General features: G+C 52.6%; 20 protein-coding genes. 7 read left to right on the forward strand and 13 right to left on the reverse strand.

What is annotated here, in order from left to right:
* Nucleotides 1–102: 102 nt before the first annotated feature.
* Complete coding sequence (locus CFELI_RS12180) at nt 103–1656, reverse strand: IS1380 family transposase (protein WP_290258967.1); 1554 nt, start codon at nt 1654–1656, stop codon at nt 103–105.
* Nucleotides 1657–2750: 1094 nt separating this feature from the next.
* On the opposite strand from CFELI_RS12180, the gene CFELI_RS12185 reads away from it, so the two are divergent.
* The gene (locus tag CFELI_RS12185; protein ID WP_290259039.1) at nt 2751–2879 is read left to right on the forward strand and encodes a hypothetical protein; all 129 of its coding nucleotides are present in this window, start codon (nt 2751–2753) and stop codon (nt 2877–2879) included.
* Nucleotides 2880–2952: 73 nt separating this feature from the next.
* Here the strand turns inward: CFELI_RS12185 and CFELI_RS12190 are convergent, their stop codons facing one another.
* Nucleotides 2953–3747 (reverse strand): transposase family protein, encoded by a 795-nt coding sequence (locus CFELI_RS12190; protein WP_290258955.1) that lies wholly within the window; start codon nt 3745–3747, stop codon nt 2953–2955.
* A 141-nt stretch (nt 3748–3888) separates the two neighbouring features.
* A protein-coding gene (locus CFELI_RS12195; protein ID WP_290259040.1) for an IS3 family transposase occupies nt 3889–5021 on the reverse strand; the annotation gives its coding sequence in 2 pieces (ribosomal slippage) (nt 3889–4742 and nt 4742–5021; 1134 coding nt in all).
* 139 nt (nt 5022–5160) lie between these two features.
* Here CFELI_RS12195 and CFELI_RS13710 point away from each other — a divergent pair.
* The 3 genes from CFELI_RS13710 to CFELI_RS12205 all read left to right on the forward strand — a co-directional run bounded on the left by CFELI_RS13710 (nt 5161) and on the right by CFELI_RS12205 (nt 6523).
* On the forward strand, nt 5161–5391 hold the full coding sequence (locus tag CFELI_RS13710; RefSeq protein ID WP_494337334.1) for an alpha-amylase inhibitor: 231 nt from the start codon (nt 5161–5163) through the stop codon (nt 5389–5391).
* A 252-nt stretch (nt 5392–5643) separates the two neighbouring features.
* The gene (locus CFELI_RS12200; protein WP_277105138.1) at nt 5644–5811 is read left to right on the forward strand and encodes a hypothetical protein; all 168 of its coding nucleotides are present in this window, start codon (nt 5644–5646) and stop codon (nt 5809–5811) included.
* A gap of 43 nt (nt 5812–5854) precedes the next feature.
* Entirely contained in the window at nt 5855–6523 is a 669-nt protein-coding gene (locus CFELI_RS12205) for a hypothetical protein (RefSeq protein WP_277105139.1), read from the forward strand.
* 69 nt (nt 6524–6592) lie between these two features.
* Here the strand turns inward: CFELI_RS12205 and CFELI_RS12210 are convergent, their stop codons facing one another.
* Genes CFELI_RS12210 through CFELI_RS12225 form a run of 4 tightly spaced genes read right to left on the reverse strand, consistent with a single transcriptional unit; the run spans nt 6593 to nt 9630 of the window.
* Nucleotides 6593–7249, reverse strand: a complete 657-nt coding sequence (locus CFELI_RS12210) for a metal-dependent transcriptional regulator (RefSeq protein ID WP_310127948.1) — start codon at nt 7247–7249, stop codon at nt 6593–6595.
* Entirely contained in the window at nt 7198–8088 is an 891-nt protein-coding gene (locus CFELI_RS12215) for a metal ABC transporter permease (RefSeq protein WP_277105141.1), read from the reverse strand. Before CFELI_RS12215 ends, CFELI_RS12210 begins: the two co-directional genes overlap by 52 nt.
* Nucleotides 8081–8923 (reverse strand): metal ABC transporter permease, encoded by an 843-nt coding sequence (locus tag CFELI_RS12220; protein ID WP_277105142.1) that lies wholly within the window; start codon nt 8921–8923, stop codon nt 8081–8083. Before CFELI_RS12220 ends, CFELI_RS12215 begins: the two co-directional genes overlap by 8 nt.
* Nucleotides 8924–8946: 23 nt before the next feature.
* Complete coding sequence (locus CFELI_RS12225; protein WP_277105143.1) at nt 8947–9630, reverse strand: metal ABC transporter ATP-binding protein; 684 nt, start codon at nt 9628–9630, stop codon at nt 8947–8949.
* Between CFELI_RS12225 and CFELI_RS12230 the strand changes: the two genes are divergently transcribed.
* Nucleotides 9620–9769, forward strand: coding sequence for a hypothetical protein (locus CFELI_RS12230; RefSeq protein WP_290259041.1), 150 nt, complete (start codon nt 9620–9622; stop codon nt 9767–9769). The two genes, CFELI_RS12225 and CFELI_RS12230, sit on opposite strands and share 11 nt — an antisense overlap.
* 78 nt (nt 9770–9847) lie before the next feature.
* On the opposite strand, the gene CFELI_RS12235 is transcribed toward CFELI_RS12230, so the two are convergent.
* The 6 genes from CFELI_RS12235 to CFELI_RS12260 all read right to left on the reverse strand — a co-directional run bounded on the left by CFELI_RS12235 (nt 9848) and on the right by CFELI_RS12260 (nt 19277).
* Nucleotides 9848–10972 carry a metal ABC transporter substrate-binding protein gene (locus tag CFELI_RS12235; RefSeq protein ID WP_277105144.1) on the reverse strand — a complete coding sequence of 375 codons (1125 nt, stop codon included), beginning with the start codon at nt 10970–10972 and terminating at the stop codon, nt 9848–9850.
* A 511-nt stretch (nt 10973–11483) separates the two neighbouring features.
* The gene (locus CFELI_RS12240) at nt 11484–14216 is read right to left on the reverse strand and encodes a DUF5979 domain-containing protein (RefSeq protein ID WP_277105145.1); all 2733 of its coding nucleotides are present in this window, start codon (nt 14214–14216) and stop codon (nt 11484–11486) included.
* Between the two features lie 713 nt (nt 14217–14929).
* Nucleotides 14930–15889 carry an ArsA family ATPase gene (locus tag CFELI_RS12245; protein WP_277105146.1) on the reverse strand — a complete coding sequence of 320 codons (960 nt, stop codon included), beginning with the start codon at nt 15887–15889 and terminating at the stop codon, nt 14930–14932.
* On the reverse strand, nt 15880–16143 hold the full coding sequence (locus tag CFELI_RS12250; protein ID WP_277105184.1) for a cory-CC-star protein: 264 nt from the start codon (nt 16141–16143) through the stop codon (nt 15880–15882). Before CFELI_RS12250 ends, CFELI_RS12245 begins: the two co-directional genes overlap by 10 nt.
* Nucleotides 16144–16190: 47 nt before the next feature.
* Nucleotides 16191–17906: a carbon starvation CstA family protein gene (locus CFELI_RS12255; protein ID WP_277105147.1), complete on the reverse strand. Its 1716-nt coding sequence runs from the start codon at nt 17904–17906 to the stop codon at nt 16191–16193.
* Nucleotides 17907–18170: 264 nt separating this feature from the next.
* On the reverse strand, nt 18171–19277 hold the full coding sequence (locus tag CFELI_RS12260; protein ID WP_277105148.1) for an acyltransferase family protein: 1107 nt from the start codon (nt 19275–19277) through the stop codon (nt 18171–18173).
* A 49-nt stretch (nt 19278–19326) separates the two neighbouring features.
* On the opposite strand from CFELI_RS12260, the gene CFELI_RS12265 reads away from it, so the two are divergent.
* The gene (locus CFELI_RS12265; protein ID WP_277105149.1) at nt 19327–20583 is read left to right on the forward strand and encodes a PorA family protein; all 1257 of its coding nucleotides are present in this window, start codon (nt 19327–19329) and stop codon (nt 20581–20583) included.
* Nucleotides 20584–20598: 15 nt separating this feature from the next.
* A complete protein-coding gene (locus CFELI_RS12270) occupies nt 20599–22134 on the forward strand; it encodes an MmpA family trehalose lipid delivery protein (protein WP_277105150.1) in 1536 nt (511 codons plus the stop codon).
* Nucleotides 22135–22150 lie beyond the last annotated feature (16 nt).

Below are 22150 nucleotides of genomic sequence, written 5' to 3' on the forward strand. Positions count from 1 at the left end.
GGTTTTTAGGGCAAGGTGTGCGTCCATAAAGTTGTGTGGGGTTTGGGGGTTGGGGTGTGCCTGCAGTGTGGCTGCCAGATCGCGTGTGTGGGCCTAGGGGTGTTAGGGTTTTCGTTTCTTCCAGCGTGGCTGTAGAAGGCTCTGGGTGTAGCCAATAAGCGTGACCAGTGTGTGGGTGTGGGGGTTGTGCTGGTCAAGCTGGAGGATGATGCGTCTGCTGCTTGTGGTGATTTTTGATGCAACCGCAACAAACCTTACACGGATAGTCTTCGGCACCCATGTCCACCAAGGCTTGCTTGTTTCTTGGTGTGAATGATCCTTGTGGTGGCAGGCGTCGATGAGTTTCGTCCAGGTAAGAAGTTGGTGGGATAGTGCAACGATCAAACACCAGATTTGGTTCGCCCCGAATTGTTTAAACGGCAGTTTACTAAGGCCTTGGTCTTTGGTGTCTTTGATGTGTTGTTCACATAAAGACCGATTACGGTAGCAGTAGTCAATGTGTTGAATATTCCCAATAAGGTTCGTTACGCACAGTTGGGCGCGAACACCATGTTGGTTGAAAAGACTGTGTTGGCACCCTGGGTGGGGTGGTTCGATTCGTGCGATAACACGCATATCCTCGGGGTAGTCAGCTAGAAGATTCACCAAAGGTTGGTGCTCATCTATATTTGCGGTGCGCAGTAGTCCGGTGATGTCTTCAAGGAAATGGTTCTCATCACAAACCAGATCCCCTGAAGCACGCACAATCGGCACCCGAGTATCCCACCGATCACAGTCTTTGCCTGTGTGAGCACTGGTTCCCAAGTGTTGTGTATCAGCGTTGGTTGTTTGTTGGGATTGAAGGTGATGGTCAAGGGTGATGCGCGCTGTCGGCGGGGCGGAATAACCCAGAACATACCCAAGGTTGTGATCGTTGAGGAAACTGATGAATTTCTTTGTCCCACCAGCACTGTCAGCACGGATGACTAATCGTTTGCCCCAGGGTTGACCATCACTGTGATCAGGCAGGGTGGCAAGAATCTCGTCAACAAGCTGGCAGTGATCACGAATTGTGTTTGCCCCGGCATTTCCTGGTCGAAGCAGGCAGTTAAGAAACTCCCCACCAGGCAGACCGATGCTGGTGTAATCAATAAAGGCACATAACGGGTGGAAACCAAAGCCTTTCTTATAGGTAGGCGTCGCGTTTTCCTTATCGGAATGTGCGGTAATCAACGTGGCATCAATATCGATAACCAGTGGTTGTTCAACTGTTGCCACCCGATGCGGAGCGTGATCACCTAACAAATCCCACACCCTAGTGCGAGCTTGTTTCGCTGCGTGGATAAACCCTTCTCGCACATGCTCGCTGGTATCTGCATATTCTGTGATCCGCCGCCATGCGGTTGTCACTGACGGTAACGATTTTGATGCTAACGCGGTTGAAACAGAAGAAAGCAAGGTGATGTCGTGGACATCATCCCCACCAGCAATCAACGATAAAGCCAGATTCACCCACACATCCCCTAACGTGTGCGTGAGCCCAGAACGCGGCAAAGCGGAATCAAGGCAGTCACTTATTCCCACCAATTCGGCTACGTGAGCAAACGGTAACACCCCCGCACCGGATACAAGATGAGAACAGCTAGCAACCCGTGGAATGTATGTGGTAGTCTTCACCTTGAAAGTGTTTCTTTCTGCCTAGATTATTGACTTCAAAACATCTCTATTCTAGCAGGTCAAGAAGCACTTTCTTTACTTTTTGCTCACCTTTTCACCCCACACCCATGAAAAATCCGGGTTAGTGCCAAAATCAAGAGAAAAACAAGTCCTTTTTCTTGCTTAGGAATGACGTAGCACATCTATAAGAAGAAGGGGCTTTGGCAGAAACAGCTACAAGTGCTTCGTGGGAGCAGCGGTAGCCTTATGCCCTTAGAAACGCGTGCATTACAGTCGATAGTCAGATTGTTGATTCTGACCATAAAGCTCGTTTCAGCAGCATGATTGCTTGTGTCCAACAGGTTGCTGCAGGCTAGTATGGACGGCGGTCACGAAAGCACTTTGCGCGTGTCACCACGCGCTAATGGTGCGAGCAGTAGAAATTGCGTCAAAGAAGTTTGAGAAAACACCAGCATGGGAAGTTCCTCTCAAAATAATTTTAATCTTCAAAACCATTCCGGGCCAACTATTCGGCCCTCGGTTAAGACGTTCCACCAACAAAACGCTTATAACCACAAGTCAGCGTTTCATACGCATTTTCCTGATGAGAAAACCTCACTGTAACGAGTAAGCCTTTGCTCCTACGCCCCACAGCACTCATCACAACTGCACTTATTGCCCACACCTCGACGACAACAAGCCCTGGTAAGAAAACCTCATTTTTTTATCAGTGTAACGTCGTTCAAAATTCAACAAAGGTCACGTCGCAATCATCGTGCATTACCCCCTATAATTCGAAACTTGACTTAGCGTAAGAATTTTTAGTGACCTCACTGAGCAATCCCAAGTAAGCCAGCAAATAACTTAAAATACCACGTTAAACCCATAAAAACAACGTTTTCCCGATAAAAATAAGCTATAGCTAATAATTTATTGACGCAATAGTTTATCTTTTTGAATCTTGGACGGGGGTATTATAAGAAATTTATGATTGATACACATTCCGTTTAGCTGTATCTTGGTATCAACTATCCAGACAAAAGCGAAGCGTTATAACCCAAAAAGCGATTCGATTTCGGGGAATTCGCTCGCAGTATCACCCTAAGGAGGGGAAAATGCGCATCACTAAAACAATTCTTGCAGCACTGATGGCTGCGAGTTTCAGCACGATTGGCGTGCCAGTAAATGCTACCGAATCGACTGAAGTAATCAGGGCGCGACCCCCGAAAAGTAGACACATTTAAGCGGTGATTGCTGAGATAGATTTTAGCGCAAATGCTTGCGCTTCAAAAGTGTTGGGGGCGCAGTGAGGTTTTCTCACCAGAGTATTTTGCGGGCTAGGTGTAGGACGACTAAAGCAGTTTTTGCGATGGCTGTAATGGTTTTAGGGCATAGTGTTACACGCCGTAGTGCTTTGAGTTGTTTGAGCATGGCGTTTGCTCGTTCTGATGGTGCTCGCAAACCGTTAAGACGACGGTTGTACTCGTATTCGTCATCTGCCAGATTCCTTCCTCTGATCGGTGTGTGTACGTTGTGACCTGCACCAATGTAGCCTTTGTCGGCAAGAACGCAAATATCAACAGTGCTTATTGCATCAAGAACATGCTCACGCGCTGCTGTGATGTCGTGGGTTGATCCAGGAGATACTGAGGATACCCATAGTGGGTACCCACTCTCGTCAGTGAGCACCTGTACATTGCCACCAAATGCCTTATGTTTTCCGGAATACCACAGATCGTGACGGTTTTTCGGGTTCTTTCTCGCTACGCGGTCTGTTCGGATGAGTGTTCCGTCAAGGCAGACGAAAAGATTATTGGCGTCCTTGGCATGGCGTAGTGCGTCGATGAGGGTGGGAGATTTGGCGGAAACAACCCTGAGTGCTTCATGGATGTAGCGGTAGCCTGTGGCTTGTGAAACACGAGCATCACGAGCAATAGTAGCGATACTTGTTGCTTCATAAAGCCAGCGTAGAAGCATAATTGCTTGCTCCCAACACGTTGTGGCACGTTGATGGGGGCGAAGGTCATGTCGACGGCGATGAGCTTGAAGCCAAGCGCTGATGGTACGTGCAGTGGAAATTGGGACGTCAAGTGTGGCAGAATAGCGAAGCACGCGGGAGTTCCTTTCAGTTTGATTTTCCTGTATCAAAAACCATTCTGAGTAAGAACCCCGCGTGCTTTCGTTACGACACACCCACAAAACCCCCAAAACCACAGGTCAGCGTTTCAAACGCATTTCCCCGGTGAGAAAACCTCAGTATTTCAAGTAACTGTGCCGACGTGTGGTGTTGTACCTGACACACCAAGAAAACACTTCTTTTCGACATTGGAGCATGGTGTCAAAGACCTTCCGATCTTGAAGGACTTCACGTTTTAATGTGGCATTAAACGACTCTGCAAGCGCGTTATCCGCACTCGTGCCAACACCACCCATGGACTGGGTCACTCCAAGAGATTTACATTGCTGTTGGAAAACCTGTGAGGTGTACACACTTCCATGATCTGAATGGAAAATCGCACCTTTTAGTGACCCACGCTGGTCTTTTGCCATGGCGAGTGCTTCACCAATAAGATCAGTGCGCATGTGATCAGCTAACGCAAACCCGGTGAGTTTACGGGAGAAACAATCAATAACTGTGGCCAGATACATATTCCCACCACCTTTAATCGGTAGGTAGGTGATATCACCCACATACACTTTATTCGGGCGATCAGCAGTGAAATTACGCGTGACCAGATCCGGGAAAACACTGCGATCTTTCCTGGAAATAGTGGTTTTGACCTTGCGTTTTTTGCTGTACCCACGCAGATTCATCGATGCCATCAACCTAGCAACACGTTTATGATTAACAGGCTCATACTGATCGGAAATTTCAGCCGCGATACGTTTCGCCCCGTAACAGCCATTGAACTGGTTGAACACAGAAAGAATACGCACCGCCAACAACGAGTCCTCGCACGTTTTAGTGTTACGAACAGCACGAGCTTTGCGCCACTTGTAAAACGATGAGGCATTAAGTTTCAGCACCTCACACATCCGCTTGACCGAATAATCGGTTCGATGGTCTTCGACAAACTGGAAGCGGATCACCAATTTGTCTCTTCCGCGAAATATTTAACAGCCTTACGCAAAATATCACGCTCTTCAGTCATTTTACGCAGCTCACGCTCAAGCTCACGGATACGTTCAGCTTCAGAAATTGCCTGAGCTTGCCGCTTTTGCACCGCAACACGAGAACGCTTACCAGTGCCCAAATCCTTGACCCACGTATGCAGAGATTGCCGATTAATCCCCAAATCAGCAGCGGCCTTCGCTAGAGACAGTTCCGAGTTCTCATAAAACGCAACAGCGTCACGCTTGAACTCATCTGAATAAAACCTTGGCATAAAACTACAGTACCTTCCTCCCACCTCATACAAGCGGGAAATCAGGTGTCTACCAAACGGGGGTCAGGTCCTCACTTTATCACCAAGTGACCATTACACTTCCACAGACGGATTCAAAATCACGACAATCAGTGAATCTATCCAAAACTCCGGAACACAATTCCGCCGAGCGGGTACAGCACCTCACTGCATTTTCGCATACAAATCCAAAGGTGCAATTCAAGTCCAAAACAACTGCCCCGACGGATGGCGTGTCAAAGTGATCTTGCGATATGCAGGAGATACAGCTTGCAAATGGGTGGAGCCTGGAACCCGGACAAATATCGGATTCAATCCGGTCGCAACAATTGATGGTGTAGACCTATGCTAAATCAAAAACGGATCAACCGTAGTCATCGACCAGCACGATTCGCATTCACCGCTATGGTAACCCTTAGTATCTTGTCCTCTGTTACTAACGTTGCAGTTTCACATGCGGTAGACTGGGGAAAAGTCCTCCACTCGTACCCTAGTAAAAACCAATGCGAACATGCAAAATCGTATTACGAACGTCGTAATTACTACTCGGGTCTAAGGTGTGAGAAAAACCCTGACAATAACAGAAAGACCTGGTTACTCACTCATGGCTAACGGTATTCCTCTATTCAGTAATCAACCCACCCCCAGCGAAGCATTCACTGCTTACCGCCGCCGCACCCTCGCAGCGGCGGGGGCTGAACAAGCAGGCAAAGTCATTGATGCATATCCCGACTATGCACCCGAATTCCTGCACACCCTTAAAAAAAATTGAAGAACTCGCCCAGAAGATTACGCACGAAGAACTCGTGCACTACATGGCTTTCATTCTTTTCTCACACCCCGACACCCGCTGGGAATACACGGCCACGCTCGACCCTGCCAACCTCGGAGTAGTACTAAACCGAACACTCTTCTTCCCACCTGTGCACACCACAATCGACCTCGACCAGCTCGCCGAACAATTACACAGTCATGATCCAAAGCAGCGCACCAAAGCCGCCACACAGTTTCTTGACCTACGCAACCAACTGCCTTTACCCACCCCAGCAGGCCTAATGATATGGGAAGCTTCAGGGAAGTACATGACTGAACAACTCCGCCCACTGGTCGAGCAACTGCAACACGAAGGCAAAAACCTCATCCAACGCTGGCACCACAGCCCACCAGTGGCAGGTTTCGACACCACCACCCTTTTCAGCCTCGACAACTTCCAGCTCCTCGGGCAACACGCAGAGCATATTCCCGACCGTGACCTACAGCTGTTTGTCGCCGAAGGATTCTTCCATGCAGATCCTCAGGCATGGTGGATGTGCGAAATGTTTGCCGATCCCCACACCACCAACCCGCACATACAATGCTTGCTGTACTATCCCCCACTGAAAGATTTTGTCAACCCCGCTTCCCTCGCGCAGATCCTGCCGAAACCTGACGGCGCCCACCACCTGTGGCAGCTCATCAACAACCCTGACAAGGCTTTCGACTAATCGCCACATCCAACAACAACGGCCCTGAGTTTTCTTCCGTGGAAAACACAGGGCCGATTGCGCTGAACATTAACGGCGGACAACCCGAATATCGGCAGCCGATTGAATCGACAAAGGAACCTCCCGCTCCCCTACATGCACCGTAATCATGCCTGCCACCGGCGGGTTTTGCACCACGATAGTTGCGCCGGGCACGATTCCCACATCAGCTAAATACCGCAAGAAATCAGAGTCACCGTCATGGATCTGCTCGACCACCACACGCTCCCCTAACGCCACCTCCGAAAGCTCCTGGGTAGACAACTTTTCCGTCACACCCTGCGCATTTGGAATCGGATCACCATGGGGATCACGAGTCGGGAACCCCAACATCTGATCCACCCGGTGAAGGAACTGGTCGGAGACAGAATGTTCCAACAAATCCGCCTCGTCATGAACCTCATCCCAGCCGTAGCCCATGATCTCCACCAAAAACATTTCAATCAGGCGGTGCCTGCGCACCATCGCCACAGCAACCTTATTCCCCTCAGGGGTTAACACCACGCCAGCATACTTCTCATGCTCAACCAACCCCTTGGCTGCCAAACGCTTAATCGCCTCACTGGCAGTTGGGGTCTTCTGCCCCACCGTGGCAGCAATAACACCGAGCTGCGCCGGACTGCCGGTGCGCTCAACTATGTCCCAGATGCTCTTGAGGTAGTCCTGGGTCTTTTCAGGGAAATCCATGACGTGCACGACACCCATCCTATAAAACGAGAAGCCAAATAGAACACTCCAGCCACAACAGCAATAGTGCCACCAGCCGAAAGACTCCACTCAACAGCAATCGACAACCCCACAACACCCATGATCACGCCCACAATTGCCGAAACAATAACCAAGCGGAAGAAAGAATGAACATGAGCATGTACACTTGCCGCCGGAGCAACCAACAACGCGATCGACAAAATCGACCCCACCGCAGGAATCGCCACCACCATCGACGCGCACAACAACGAAAGCGTTAAAGTCTCAGCCACAAAAGGTGCCATGGAACGCAGCTTCCCGCACTCACTATGGGCAACCTTGAACGCCACCGGATCGAAATAATAAAACGCCAGTTTGCGGCCATAAAAAACCAATGCCATCACAGCGAGCACCGCCACCACAATCGAACCAAACACGTCAGTTGCGTTCACCGACAGCAACGAACCGGTCAAGAAACCCTCCACCTTCAACGGAAGCGGCTGGAACCAGCGCAACAAAAACACGCCCAAAGCATAGCCAAGCGTGAGCACAATACCCGCCGCCGCAGTAGCCGAAATGCCCTCCAAACCAGCGAGATAGCGCATGAGCAATGCCAACGGAATACAGCACAAAGCCGCACCCACAAACAGCCACAAGCTCAAATCGCCGCCGAAGAACTGGCCAATGACCACACCCAACACCGCACCGGGGAAGGTGCCGTGCGACAGTGATTCGGAAAAGAACACACGCTTGCCCAGCACAGCCAGCGCCCCCACAGCGCCCATCAACGCACCCACAACCACCACTTCAACGATGGGAAGCAACAAAATATTAAGCATCAGCAAGGCTCGCCTTCATATACAGTTTTCGGTTCCGTGGACGCAGATGAGCCACAGCAATCGCCAGCGCAAACACAGCAATCAACGACAAAGACACAGCAGCCTGCGGGGAAACCTGGCGCGGCAAATCCAAGGTCATCACAACAACACCAATGACCGCAGCCACAATGCCTGTGCCCATCGCGACTGCAACCATGCCCACAGGAGTTCGCGCAATCAAACGAGCAGCCGAACCGGGGATCACCAAGTAGCCAATCACCAACAGCACACCCACAGCAGAAGAAGCCGCAACAACCACAGCGGCAATAGCGGCGTTGAGTGTGGCGTCGACAAGCACAGTATTGCTCTTTTGCGACTGCGCAAATGTGCGATCAAAGGCAACCGAAATCTGTTTGCGCCACGAGTACACAACAATCGCCAACGCAATCACCGCACAGACCACAGCCTGGTACAGGCGCTTATCCGTCACATCCAGCAAACGACCAAACATCAGCGCATCTAACTGCCCCGAATAGTCACCCACCGACAAACTCAACACCACACCAATGCCATAAAAACTCGTCAGCACCACAGCCGTGCCGGCCTCAGAAGCATGCTTTTTCGTTGCAAACGTCAGCGCAAACGCTGCCAACGCCGCCACAATGCCAGCACCAGGAATAATCCCGTCAATGCCACCGACAGCCAGACCCACCACCATGCCAGGAAACACGGAGTGCACGAGCGCTTCCACGCTAAACTCCATGGCACGCAAATTCACTAACACACCCACGCCGCCACCGATCACCCCCAAGATCAACAGCACGAGGAGAGCGCGGAAAAGATAGGGCGTGGTCACAATTTCATTAATCTGTTGCACACTCACGCGCTTGTTCCAATCACATGCTCAGTTGCCTTCACAACAATTCGGCCATTGCTCACTTCCGCGCAGCGCTCACACACCTGATCCGCCAACTCATAATCGTGGGTAGAAACGATGATCGCGGTGCCGTGCTTCTTCAACGTTTTAATGGTATTCACCAGCACTTTTCGGCTGTCCACATCCAGACCATTGAAGGGCTCATCCAGCAGAATCAATGTAGGTTCGGTCACCAACGCACGCGCAATCAAGATGCGCTGGCGCTGCCCGCCCGACAGGTCGCCGAAACGGGCATCTGCCTTATGCTCCAAACCCACGAGTGCGATCGCTGCGGACACTTTTTTACGGTCCACCTTCTTCCACCACGGGGTATGTGGGTATAAACCCATTTCCACTACCTGACGTCCGGTAACGGGGAAGGAAAGATCAACGTCTTGGTGCTGGGGCACATAGCCGATGTGACCGTGCTGGGTGATGGTTCCGCTGGTGCGGCACAGGCCGATAATTCCTTTCAGCAGGGTGGATTTACCGGAGCCGTTGGCGCCGATCAGGCCGAGGGCTTGGCCTGCTTTCAGGCTGAACGTCACCCCACTGAGGATATTTTCTTGACCGTAGCCGCAGGCGAAATTGTGTGTTTCGATCACAACAGGGGAAGTGTGGGCAGAACTACCCGCAGTGAATGTCATTGTCTTTTCCTTAAGAATGGCACAAAGCCCCCAACGTGGCATCCGCACGCCCATCACCGGTTTCTTCGCTATCGCGTTGAATAAATGTCGTCGTGATTGTGGTGATAATGGTGTGTGGATGCCACGCGCAGGGGCGTGATGCAGTGTCAAGAATTCCCCTTTGACGCAACCACAATGTGACAGTTGCTTTAGGTGGGGTTTCTTGACGTGTGTGGTTTTAGTTCAACGAACCGGAGATGGAGTCTGGGAGTGGAGCTACAGTTCCGTCCCATGCCTTCACCAAGGTGGTGACGTTGTGGATGATGGAGCCGATGTAGGTTTCACCAGCAGATCCAACTGGTCCGAGGGAGTCGCCGTAGAGGGCTTCGTCATCGAGGATTGCTTTCACGCCGGCGGCGCGGGCGATTGCTTGGATGGACTTGTCGTTGTTGGAGTTTTCCGCAAACAGTGCCTTCGCACCGGATGTCTTCACCTGCTCAGCTGCCTTGGCAATGTGCTCTGCGGTGGCGTCTTGCTGGTGGTTGAAGTCAGACAGGGCGGCACCGATGAACTTGATTCCATACGATTCAGAGAAGTAGCCGAATGCGTCATGGGAGGTAAACAGGGTGCGGTTTTCCTCCGGGATGGAGTTGATGGATTCGCGTACCCACTTATCAAGGTCATCCAGCTGCTTCATATAAGCATCAGTTGCTTTCTTGAAGGTGTCTGCGGATTCTGGGGCGACCTTTGCTAAGACGGCACCGATATTGGATACCTGAACGGAGGCACGCTTCGGGTCAGTCCAGACGTGTGGGTCGTGGGTGAATTCTGCTTCTTCACCTTCTTCAGCGAAAGGCCACGGGCGTACATCTACTGTAGTTTCGCCAAGGTCAACGGTGAAGCCGTCGCCTTCGCTGGGGCCCACGCCGGTGGTGACAGCCATGGTGCCTTTAAAGCCGGAGGCTTTGACGGCGTCGTCGAGGAAGTGCTCAAGGTCGACGCCGTTGACAAAGAATAGGTCGGCGTTACCGAGTGCTTTCATTTGCTGCGGGGTCATTTCGTGCTCGTGCGCGGATGCGTTGGGCGCGAGCAGGCAGGTGAGGTCTAGGGTGACATCGCCTTCACCACTGGTTGTTTTCTGGCCCTGGGAGTCTGTCTTTTCCAAGGTGAGCCCGGCTGCGGCGATATGGGTGAGGTAGTCGCAGATTTGGGTGGTGGTGGCAACAGCATGCACGGTGTTTCCGGATGCGGCAGCTTCGGTTGTTGTTTCGGTGTTGGTGTTTGCGCTACTGCAGCCGCTGATGAGAAGTGCGGTTGCTGCGACGGCGGCTCCGAGGGCTGCACGTGGGTTGAAGCGTTTCATAGTGTTTTCTTTCATTCCTTGGCCTGAAAGTGGCTTTGTTAAGCGTGTGCAAGGAAGCAATTTTCAACCGCTGGCATGTGTGAGCTTTATAAGGTGCAGGGGAGTTGGGTCTGCACCTTAGGGTGTGTGAAAGGACTACCGTGCGTGGGGCCCTGACGTGGTGCACGCCCATTGTCAGTGACAGGTGCGCAGCAAAAAGGGAGGGAAAGCTGCGTATTGTCCGTTGATGGGTGCGCATTTTCCACGTGCAGGGTCCACTTTTGGGAAGAAATGAAGTAGATTGCACGCTGACAGTTCGTGAAAATCGCTTCCTTTCCCCATCAGTAAAGCACACTAAACTCCGAAGTTCAATCTATTGAACTTACCTGTCCACCCCTCCTGTGTTTTTGCGTGTCGACGCCGAACTCGACGTCGACACGCATGCACAAAGCGCACCCAATCCCCCCAGTCCTTATATATAAGGACTTTCCGCAGAAGGAGTGGGTGCGCGTAAGAATGCGCTACATATTTTTTACAAAGCGCGCCTGCGTGCAACGATGAGCACAGCAAGAGCTGCAATGATGCTCATCAGTGCTAGGAGCATGACACCGCGCACGCTGACACCGGTATTAGCCAGCTTCGGCTCTGCAGCCTTCACCTCAGCATTCTTTGCCACGGTTGCAACCTTCGCCTTGTCTTCTGGGCGTGGTGCTGGCGGCTTGGAGGAAGTCGCAGCCCATTCGCCACGTGGCTTCGGGGTGAAGTTCTTGACTACCCAGCCGATGCCGATCGCAATAATTGGCACAAGAACATAGACCCAGCGCCAGTCAAATTCCGGCTCCTTAGGCATCACGGCGGCGTCACCGCTAAAGGTGTTGGTGACAACCACGGTTGGGTTCGCATCTTTTTCGATGCGTACACCTGCTGCTGGTTCCACGGTGTGGGACCAGTTCGCTTCGTGCCCAGTCTCTACAGCATCTTCTTCGACAGTACAGGTGACACCAAGTGGGATATTTTCGACAGTGTAGGTACCCGCACCAGTAATGCTGAAAGCACCGTTCTTTTCACCACAGGTATAGCTAAAGTCGAACTTCTGATCCTTGTACTCGTGGCCAAGGTTACCGTCGATGTGCTTACGCACAGTGAATGTGCCCAACTCCGGTTCTGGCTCTGGGGTGCGCTCGAAGGTGTTGGTCACGGTCACAACTGGGTGAGCATCCTTATCAATGCGTACACCAGCTGTTGGCTCCACAGTGTGGGTCCACGTAATGCCTTCTTCAGCTGGGACATCCTTTTCCACTACAGTGCACGTAGAACCTACTGGAATATTATCAATAACCTTTTCGCCCTGACCAGTAATGGTCGTAGTGTTCTTGGTAGACTTCCCTGCCGTATCGACGCAGGTGTAGTCAAAAACGAAGTCGGTCTCGCCATAACGCTCAGCAACACCACCGGCAAGAACCTTCTTAATGCTGAACTTACCCAATTCTGGTTCTGGCTCTGGGGTGCGCTCGAAAGTGTTGGTCACGGTGATCGCATTAACTACACCGTCGATAACCATGACGCCTTCTTCAGGCGCCACGGTATGCGCCCAGGTCACGCCTTCTTTTTTCGCAACATCTTTTTCCACAACAGTACAGGTGGAGCCGAGGGGAACTTTATCCACAGTGACAGTGCCCGCGCCGGTAACAGAGGTATTGCCCTTGGTGATGATGCCGCGGGGGCTTTCACAGTTGTAATCGAAGGAGAACTGAGTGTCCTTGAAGCTTTCGCTTTCACTACCTTTAAGGACCTTCTTGATGGCGAATGTGCCCAGTTTCGGCGGTGCTGGTGGCTTCTGATAGAAGTTAGTTGCCGCTACCTGCACGGATGCTTCGGTACCAGCTCGAGTTTCAAATGAAACACGATCGACTGGTTTGCCATTAAGTTTCCACGTAGTTACTGGGCTAACACCATCGATAACTTTCACGTCTTCGGTAACGTCACACACAAGACCCTTGTCTAGCATGCCAAGGTGGAAGTCTTTCGTCGACTTCAGCGTGAAGGTGCCCTTTGCGGGTTTCGCATCAACGCCTGGCTTTGGCGTGCATTCATAACGGAACGTGAATTCGTGATCAGGCCCCACACCCAAGGCGGTCTTGAGCACAGTAAAGCCACCATTTTCGCCGTAGCCTTCACCGCCTTGATAAGGAACTGCCGCATCACCTTCGTATTCTTTACCATTAACGACAGCTACGTTCTTGATAATAGAACCTGGCTCAGGACGGGTTTTCGAAACAGTACGCAATTGAAGCGTTGGTGAAGAATTGGCGTACACACCACGGGGGAAAGATGCAGTAACCTTCTTATCAGTACAGGTCACATGGAAGTTAGGGCCGGGCGCTACCGTGCCAGCCGGAAGGTTCTTCACTCCATACTCACCACCGCTTGGATGGCCATCGCGGTCGTAAATTACATGCGCATTTTGGCGCCCGTCAATCAGCGTATAAATCATGACTGGGCTTTGACCGTCGTTCTGATCCGCATCGCACACGAATGTCGATCCAGCAGGCACCTCATCCACTACGGTAAACGCCCGACCACCATTAGTGTTACCGGAAATACCGATCTGCCAGGTGCTTTCGTAGCCGCCAGCACTCATACGGAAGCCTGTGTACTGCCCCTGCTTGATGGTGTCGTGCGAGGTGCCACCTGGGCCATCAATCCCGTACTGGCCCTTCAACGAGCCAGTGCCACAGCCGCCGAACTGCATTGCGCCGTCAAAGCCACCTTGCACGTGGTTACGATCCCAACGAACTGCAACATTAGCGGTACCGCCTGCATTGAACTTGGAGTCCACGAAGTCACCCATTTTGATGACGAGCTTCTTGCCCTCCCACGTTGCCTGAGCAACAACAAGGTTACGGCTTGCATCTATCAGTGGGAACGTACCACCAGTAGCGCTTTCGAGTTCATCGGGAAGAACGAACTCGAGAATATCGGCCGTTTGAGTACCAGGCTTGGTCTTCCAATCGAACGTAAGGTTGGCAATGCCTCCCTTTTTCACGAAAGCATCGCCTTCAATAGCGCTGGAATCCACCCACTTCAGGTTCGACCAATCACCACCCTTACACTCCGCTGCGGCAGCAACTGGTGCGACGGAAACAACAATGATGCCGCTGAGCATCAAAGACAAAGCAACAACAAGTGCCAGAGCACCACGGCCACACAAGGCAGCGAGCACACCACGGGCACCACTGCGTATGCAAGGATCACTAGAACCCATCAGGGAACGTCCTTTCCCAAACAACTTTCGAAAAAATAAAAACTTGCTCCCCGCCAAGCGCAGACAAAAACATGATTGCGACGAGAAAAACTACATAAGTAAAAGCTTAGAAGAGAATATACAAATAATTTATTAAAGATCAAAAAAGTCTTATGAGTTCACTTGGAATTTACAACGCATGTCAAAGATGCAGTCCGAAAGTTTACTCAAGCCCACATAAACGCACATAACCTCGGAATATTCCAAGAATCTGCATGATCACAAACCCAGTTGAACAAAGCCTTAATACATAAAGAATCCGAAATTGATCAACAAGATCACGCATCGTTAATATTTTTAAATAAGACTATTAACGTATTTCCACCAAAGCCAATTGGACGGCGTTCACGATTGTCCAATTTTTCACAAAACCACCAATAAGATGCAGGTTTGCTAACTTTTTGCACAAAGAGCGCTACAACCGCACGAAGAGACCTGCCCCCATTAGTCCCCCAAAGCCCACAATCAAAAACTTAACAAATTTCTGTTTTTTCTCAGTTTTATCTTAGAAAACTTGATAAGGCTTTAGCTTAATGAAATAAAGATCCAGAATTGGCGGCGACGGAATATATGCGGGTTTTACCGTTTTTATACCTGCGCAAGTGTAGCCAATGGATAAGTAGTTGACAATCCCCCATTCGCGGGGAGTCCCCGCCCCCACTCAGGGTAGCAACTTAGTTGAAAACTACTGATGCCAAAGTTTCTGCAAAATCAACCAAACCCTCGACCCCACTAATCTCCTGTGCTTGCAGAGGAATCTGGGCGATAGGTCGATGCGGAACTAATTCCCGCAACTGTGCCACAAACTGCTCCTCCAGCGCAGCGCGCTGCGCGAGAAATGCGCCCTGATCACGTGGCGAACGGCGATTGACCACCAATCCCGCCACATTCACATTCATCCCCCTAAGCTGCGCAAACAACTCAGCAGTCTCCAGCACCGCCAAACGCTCAGCGTTCAACACAATAAAAAAGCCGCATTCTGGGCTCTGAATAGCCTGGCGTAGGTGTTCAAAGCGTTCGCGACGACGCAACAAGATCGAACGTATCTCACGGTTCCGCTGATCCACGGGATCGTTAATCACCCCACCCAATCCCCGAACAGCCTCACTCAAACGCTGGCTTTTAGCTCGACGTTCCAGCAAACCATCCGTCCACGCCCGCATCAACTCCGGCAACTCCATCAAACGAGCCGTATGACCGGAAGGCGCAGTATCAAAAATCACATGATCGAAATCATCCGACTCCTCAATCACCTGAGCGATGCGTTCCAAAACCGCTGCTTCATGCGTTCCCGGCGAACCAGCCGCCAACTCCACATGCTTGGTCACTTCTTTGTGTAAATGCTCCGGCATCATGCGGCGCAGCGTATGCCCCACGCGATCAAGATGCTCACGGGTGGTTTCCTCCGGGGAAATCTCCCGCACCACTACCCCACCCAATTTCGCCCCATCATCGCCAATGCGCTGGCCGAACAAGTGGCCCAAATTATGGGCAGGATCAGTCGAAACCAGCAGCACTTTACGTCCCTGTTGCGCCAAACCAACAGCTGTTGCAGCTGCTGTTGTCGTTTTGCCAACACCGCCTTTTCCTCCGAAAAAGACAATCTTGAATTCGGCGATGGCATCTAGCAACATGAAATATTCTCCAGCGGCGAGTGCTCCATGCCCATGCGACAATGCCAGTCATGGAAGTCCTCATAAATAACAGGCAGTAATTCGAGCGTGTAAAAGCTCGCAGGATTCGGGATGCCCAACGCCTCCGAAAAGACCAGCATCATAAATAGGTCTTCTTCCTGGCGCTGTGCTTTCACCATCGTCGCCCGATAGGGAGAAACATAGAATTCTTCCAGCGCAGCTGATACTGCCTTGAATTTCTCAACCAAGCCCATATCGAATCCCTTTCCCCTACTATCGGGCAACTAGTGCTGTGCACGTTTTAGCTTGCGGTCGCGGATACTTCCCTAGCGGAAGGTTCCTCGTCGCGGTCACCGAACTCTAGTTTCGGCAACTCCGTGGCGCGTTTCATCGCCGCCACAGATTCCACGCATACCCACAAAGCGGCAATCAAAATCACCACATCGAGGCTCAGCAGCAACCAGTTGGATTCCTTGTAGAACTTGCCCAACTGAACGAACAGACTCCACACGCTCATAACCAGCACGAACACTAGTGGAATTGCGATCATCACAAAGTTGCGACGCAAACGAGCAAGGATCACACAAATAATCACCAACGACAGCGCAGCCATCAGCTGGTTGGTGGTACCAAACAGAGGCCAAATGAGCATGCCGCCCTTGCCGTCGGAGCCAGCGGAGAAGGTCAACACCAACGCCACCACCGTCACAATGACCGTCGCGCCCAAAGCCCCAAGCTTCACGCCAATAATCTCAGCGATTTCCTGCACCACCATGCGCTGCAGGCGAATACCGGTATCCATGGTGGTAGCCGCAAACAGCACGGCCATGGTAGCCAAGATAGTTGCAGACAACGACGTCGGAATGCCCAGACCCGCATTCAACAGCGAACCGCCACCCTGAACAAAAGCCTTCACACCACCCTGGCCGAAAGCAGTGTAAATTTCCTCCCACTCAGCCACGGTACGGAAACCAGCAGTGGTGGCCAGAATCGCACCCAAAGCCAACAAGCCTTCGCCAATAGCACCAAAATAACCCACGAAGCGTTCATCGGTTTCCTTATCAATCTGCTTGGAAGAAGTACCCGACGCCACAATGCCGTGGAAACCGGAAATAGCACCGCAGGCAATAGTGACGAACAGCAGTGGCACCATCGAAGGGGTGCCTTCCGGCAGATTCTGGTTCCACATCGGAGCCACAAGCTTCGGGGCAGTAATAATAAAGGAGGCATACAAAATTGCCAGGCCAACAAACAGCTGCAAACCGTTGATATAGTCGCGGGGCTGCAACAAGACCCACACAGGCAGCAAGGAGGCAAGCGCACCATAAATAAACAGGGTGAGGATCCAGAAACCGTTCGGCCCAATGCCCAAGAAATCCTCCGGCAAAACCACAGGGTAGCGGTCACCGATCATGATCAAGGTATAAAGTGCGACCACGCCAACTACAGACACAATAGGCAGGTTCCAGTGGAATCGGTAAATCGCTTGGCCGATAAACAATGCCACTACAATCGCACCCCAGGTTGGGATCACTGCGGTAGGAGTATTGACCAAAAGACCGGAAATCACAACGGCGAACGCAGCAACCACCATCAGCAGGAGCAAGAAGATGACCACCAAGAACAGGTTGCGCCCACGCGCGCCAATGTAGCGGCCGGACAGTGTGCCGATCGATTGACCCTTATGGCGAGTTGATGCCCACAACGTGCCCAAGTCATGCATTCCTGCAATGAAAACGGTGCCGATGGTCACCCATAAAAAGGCGGGCAGCCAACCCCAGATCACCGCAATTGCTGGGCCCACGATGGGGGCGGCGCCAGCAACCGAGGTGAAATGGTGCCCCCACAGCACGTATTTGTTGGTGGGCACATAGTCCACACCATCTTTCATGGAGTGGGCTGGGGTGTGATAGGCCACCCGTAGCTGATAGACCTTGCTGGCAAGGTAGCGGGAGTAGAGAAAGTATCCACCTAGCATCATGGCAAGGCCAATGATCAAGAGCACTAATGCGTTCATATTCTTGTTGTTCTTTCCACGCGAACGTTTCGTCGGAGGACGGTCAGGACAAAGCTCAGGTGTGGCGGTCACACACCTTTGCATGTGTAGGTGAGTTATATCACCCTCAACTAGGGTCCGACAATAGGTGGGAAAGTTTCCCCACCAACCTCATCACCCCACCTAAACCCCCATCCACATGGACTTAAGGCCATGAACAGCATTAATAGCGATACAGCTATATTATTATTGCCATTTCCTTATATGTTGTCGTGTTACCCCCCTTTACACCCCACCACTGGTGCTACTTATCCCCGCCCGCCCGGCGCGCAAAGGCTTTTCCACCAGTTCGTAGCTGATCCAACCAACAAGAATGGAAAAACAGGTGGTAAGAATCCATATAGAGGGGAAGTGTCCGCTAAAGGGCGGGGTGTTGGTGACCCGCAGAATAATGCTTAAAACCGGCAGGTGCCACAGGAATACGGAGTAGCTAATCCGCCCGAGCCACGTACCAATGGTTGAGCCTAATAGAGGGGCGTGTGTACAAAACACGGTGGGGATTAACAGGAGTGCGGCGAAGGCGGTTCCAGCGATAATGCGCAGCGCAAATTCCCAGGCGGTGGGGTGGGTCAGCCCAAGGGGGCCGAAGAATTCCTGGCCGGCGAACCAGGCTACCCCGACTGCACTAATCCACCAGAGGGGGCGAAGTTTTATTGCACTGGGGCGGTGTTCTAACTCGGCGAGCAGCATGCCGAGGATGAACCAGAGTGTGAATGCGGGCGGATAGATTTGGCGGTTCGGAAGAGTATCGGTGGGGCTGGCTTGCACAAAGGGGAGAAAAGCCCAGCCCAAGCTAATTATTCCCACTGTTATCAGAATAAGGATTCGGGTTCTGCGACTGCGGTTTCGCAGCAAAAGTACCGCTACGGGCAGGACGAGGTAGAAGGCAACCTCCACACAGAGACTCCACAGGTGTGTTAATCCCCCGACAAGCCCGTGGGGGATAAACAGCTGCCCGAAAAACAGTGTTGCTAACGACGTCGATACGCTCGTGTGAAAAGACTCCGGCAACAGTGCAAAGCACACAAGCACACACACCCAGTAAGCAGGCATGATGCGCCAGAAACGGCGTCGATAATAGCCTGCGAGTCTCGGGCTTCGCCACAGCAGAAAGGCAGACAGTGCGAAGAACACAGCAACGAAAAAATCGAAGCGAGCTAAAATCGCACCCACATGTGTTGCTGGCTCGACCCCTGTTTGGAAGGCCACATGGGTGCTGAGCACACCGAGAGCACTGATCCCCCGCAAACCCTCAAGGGCAGGTTTGAAACGCGGCATAGGATTCAGGCCGCGGTCGTGCGCAGGGGCAGGCTGTGGGTACGATGGAGACATTATTTTTAACGTTAGCCGAAAAGTCGATGGGAAAGAGGCTTCTACTCCCGTGCCAGATAGACCACGCCTGAAGATTAAGCACACAGTATCTGTCATCTGTGTCACGGTCGGCATTGTTTTGTTCAGCCTAGCCGAGCTGATCCCTACCTTTATTCTTGGCAGCATCAAACCCCTGCCCATCGGATTGGCGCGCCATATCTCAACCGCACCGGCACAGGCGCTGGTCTACGACCCCGAGCAGGTGTGCGCGGCAAACCTCAGCAATGACTGCCGCATCAGCACCCACGAAATCGTGCTCAACCGACACATCAGCACCAGCCCGGGCACAGCAGCGACCCCAGCCAAAGCGAAAGCGCGGGTCACCCTCGATGTGTCGGAGGAAATCACCGACACCAGCACCGGCGCACCCCTGTTTAGCATCACTGATTCTTTGCAGCTACTGCGTAACTCCACCTATCCTGTGGTCGATCCTGTCTCCCACATGAAAGTGGAAGCCCCCGGCATGGGCGTGAATTTTGAAACAGGGGACTTCGCTCGCGACGGGCTGCAGTATTTCTTCCCCTTCAACTCGGAGCGGCGCAGCTATAAATTCTTCGACTCCTATGCCCAAACCCCCTACCCCATCGACTATGTGCGCACTGAGCATCAGGGCGAGAGTGCCTATTTCGATGATTCCGCAGTCTATGTCTACCAGCAGCAACTGCCCGTCGTTGATCTGTCTGAGGCGGCACTGCGCTCCTATACCCAACCCCAAGATATCAGCGATGACCCCGCCGAAACCCCCGGTGAGGAAGATTTAACCCGCGCCCAGCAAAACCGCATTGCCAAGCTGGAGTTGCAAGGCCCAGCCTCGAAGTTTTATGCCGACGGCGGCAATGAGGCGGTGCGCCTGACCCCGTTCTATACCGCCAACCGCACCATCTGGGTGGAGTCTACTTCTGGGGTGATCTTAAATCAGGCTGATGATGTGTATTTCTTCTTCGCCGCCGATGCAGCTGAAGCGCACCGCACCGCGCGTGCTGCGGGAATGCTGAAAGAACCAGACCTTAACGCCACGAATGTGCACGCTTCTGACCCAACCTTGTCCGCCGATCCTTTCCGCACCTTGTTCCGTGCACGCTTCGAATTTGATCAGCGCACCCAAACCGCACAAAAAGAACTCGCCCAGCCGGTGGTCAACACCATTTTCCGCCTGCAGCTCTACCCCTATCTTGTGAAGCTGGCAGCCGTTTTTCTGATCATTTTCGGACTGTGGCGCTACACCCGCGATCTGCGCATGATACGCACCCGCGCCGATAAAGCTTAAAGAATGTGAAAAACAATGCCCACACTCCCGCACAGCCTCGGTGATCGCCGCCTATCTGCGCGGCAGTTCGCGCATCGTGGCCAGCTGCGCGGGCGTGTGCACTGGCCTGTGCTGTGGTCGTGTTTTTTACTCTGTGTGCTCCTCGGCCCACTGTTTTCTACGCTGAGCCTCGATACTGCGTTGCTCACGCGGGACATGGTGGTGCTCAACCATCCTGCTATGACGTTAAGTGCTGTGGGTTTCGGGGATAATCCCGCCCGCGCAACCCCCCAAGATGGGCTGCTGGCGCTGGTGGGTTATGTGATGCCCGCATCCTGGTTTGTGCGCCTGCTTCTTGTGGGCGTGGGTCTTTTCGCCGCTGCGAGTGCAGCGCAGGCGGGGCGTACTACCTGGCAGAAACTGGCCGCGATCACGGTGTGTCTGTTCAATCCTTTTGTGGTGGAGCGGCTGCTGCAGGGGCATTGGTCACTGGTTATTGCTGCATGGTTACTGCCGGCGATCTACCTGCGCCGGGGCGCGCCGCTGCTGGTTGCGTTATGGCTGTGCAGCCTCACCCCCACGGGTGCGGTTGCTGCGTTTATTGTTCTTGCGTGTCGACGCCCCCACCTGCGCTACCTACTCTTTGCGCTAATCACGTGGTTACCGTGGCTAATCCCTAGCCTACTGTTTAGCCCTGTTTCTCGCGGCACAGATGTGTTTTTCGGCCGGGCCGAAGAAGCAGCAGGAACTTTAGGAACCTTCCTCGGATTGGGTGGTTTATGGAATATCGCGGCCATTCCGGAGTCGCGAAACTTAGGTTTCGCCCTGATCAGTCTGCTACTGACTGTAATTTTGGTGTTCTTCATGCCCAGGCGGCTTCAACTCCTTTCAGCTGGGGCAACCGCCGCTTTTCTTCTCCTGTGGCTTGGACCCGGTGCCTGGATTGTGCACACCATTCCCGGCGCGGCATTGTTTCGTGACTCACACAAGCTCGCCCTTTTTCTCATTCCGGGACTGGTGCTCGCTGCTGGTCGAATATCCTTTGGTGGCAGGCAGCGATTTCGCTTTTTATCACACAGTGGCGCGATTGTTGTCATTGGGTTGAGCCTGCTAGCGCTGCCTGATGCACCACATGCACTGAGAGCGCTTCGCCCACTGCCGATCTCCCAGCAGTGGGTGCGCCATGAGGGTGATGTTGTGCAACTCGATAACCGCGGGCTAGTGAACTACCACGGGCGCACGATTGTCGATCCACTGACCAAAGCAACCTCAGTACTGAGCGCCGGTGAACTACGCATCGACAACACGCTCATCGACCCACCCAACCCCCGCTTCCTGCAGGCCGAAAAAGCCTGGCGCAGCCACGATCACCCCACTTTGTGTGGCATGGGAATTAGCGCAGTGCACGAAAACAACACCATCCACCCCATTGCATGCACCACCACTCCTATTCAGCCCTACCGCACCGAATACTTCCGCCTCGGCATAGTGCTCATCAGCATATGGATTGCCCAAAGCCTCATCCCCTGCGCCTTCGGCATACGCGCATATGCACGCCGACGCAAGGGATGAAACCTCTCATGCTCAA

Source organism: Corynebacterium felinum, from assembly GCF_030408755.1.
In the GTDB taxonomy this organism is placed as follows: domain Bacteria; phylum Actinomycetota; class Actinomycetes; order Mycobacteriales; family Mycobacteriaceae; genus Corynebacterium; species Corynebacterium felinum.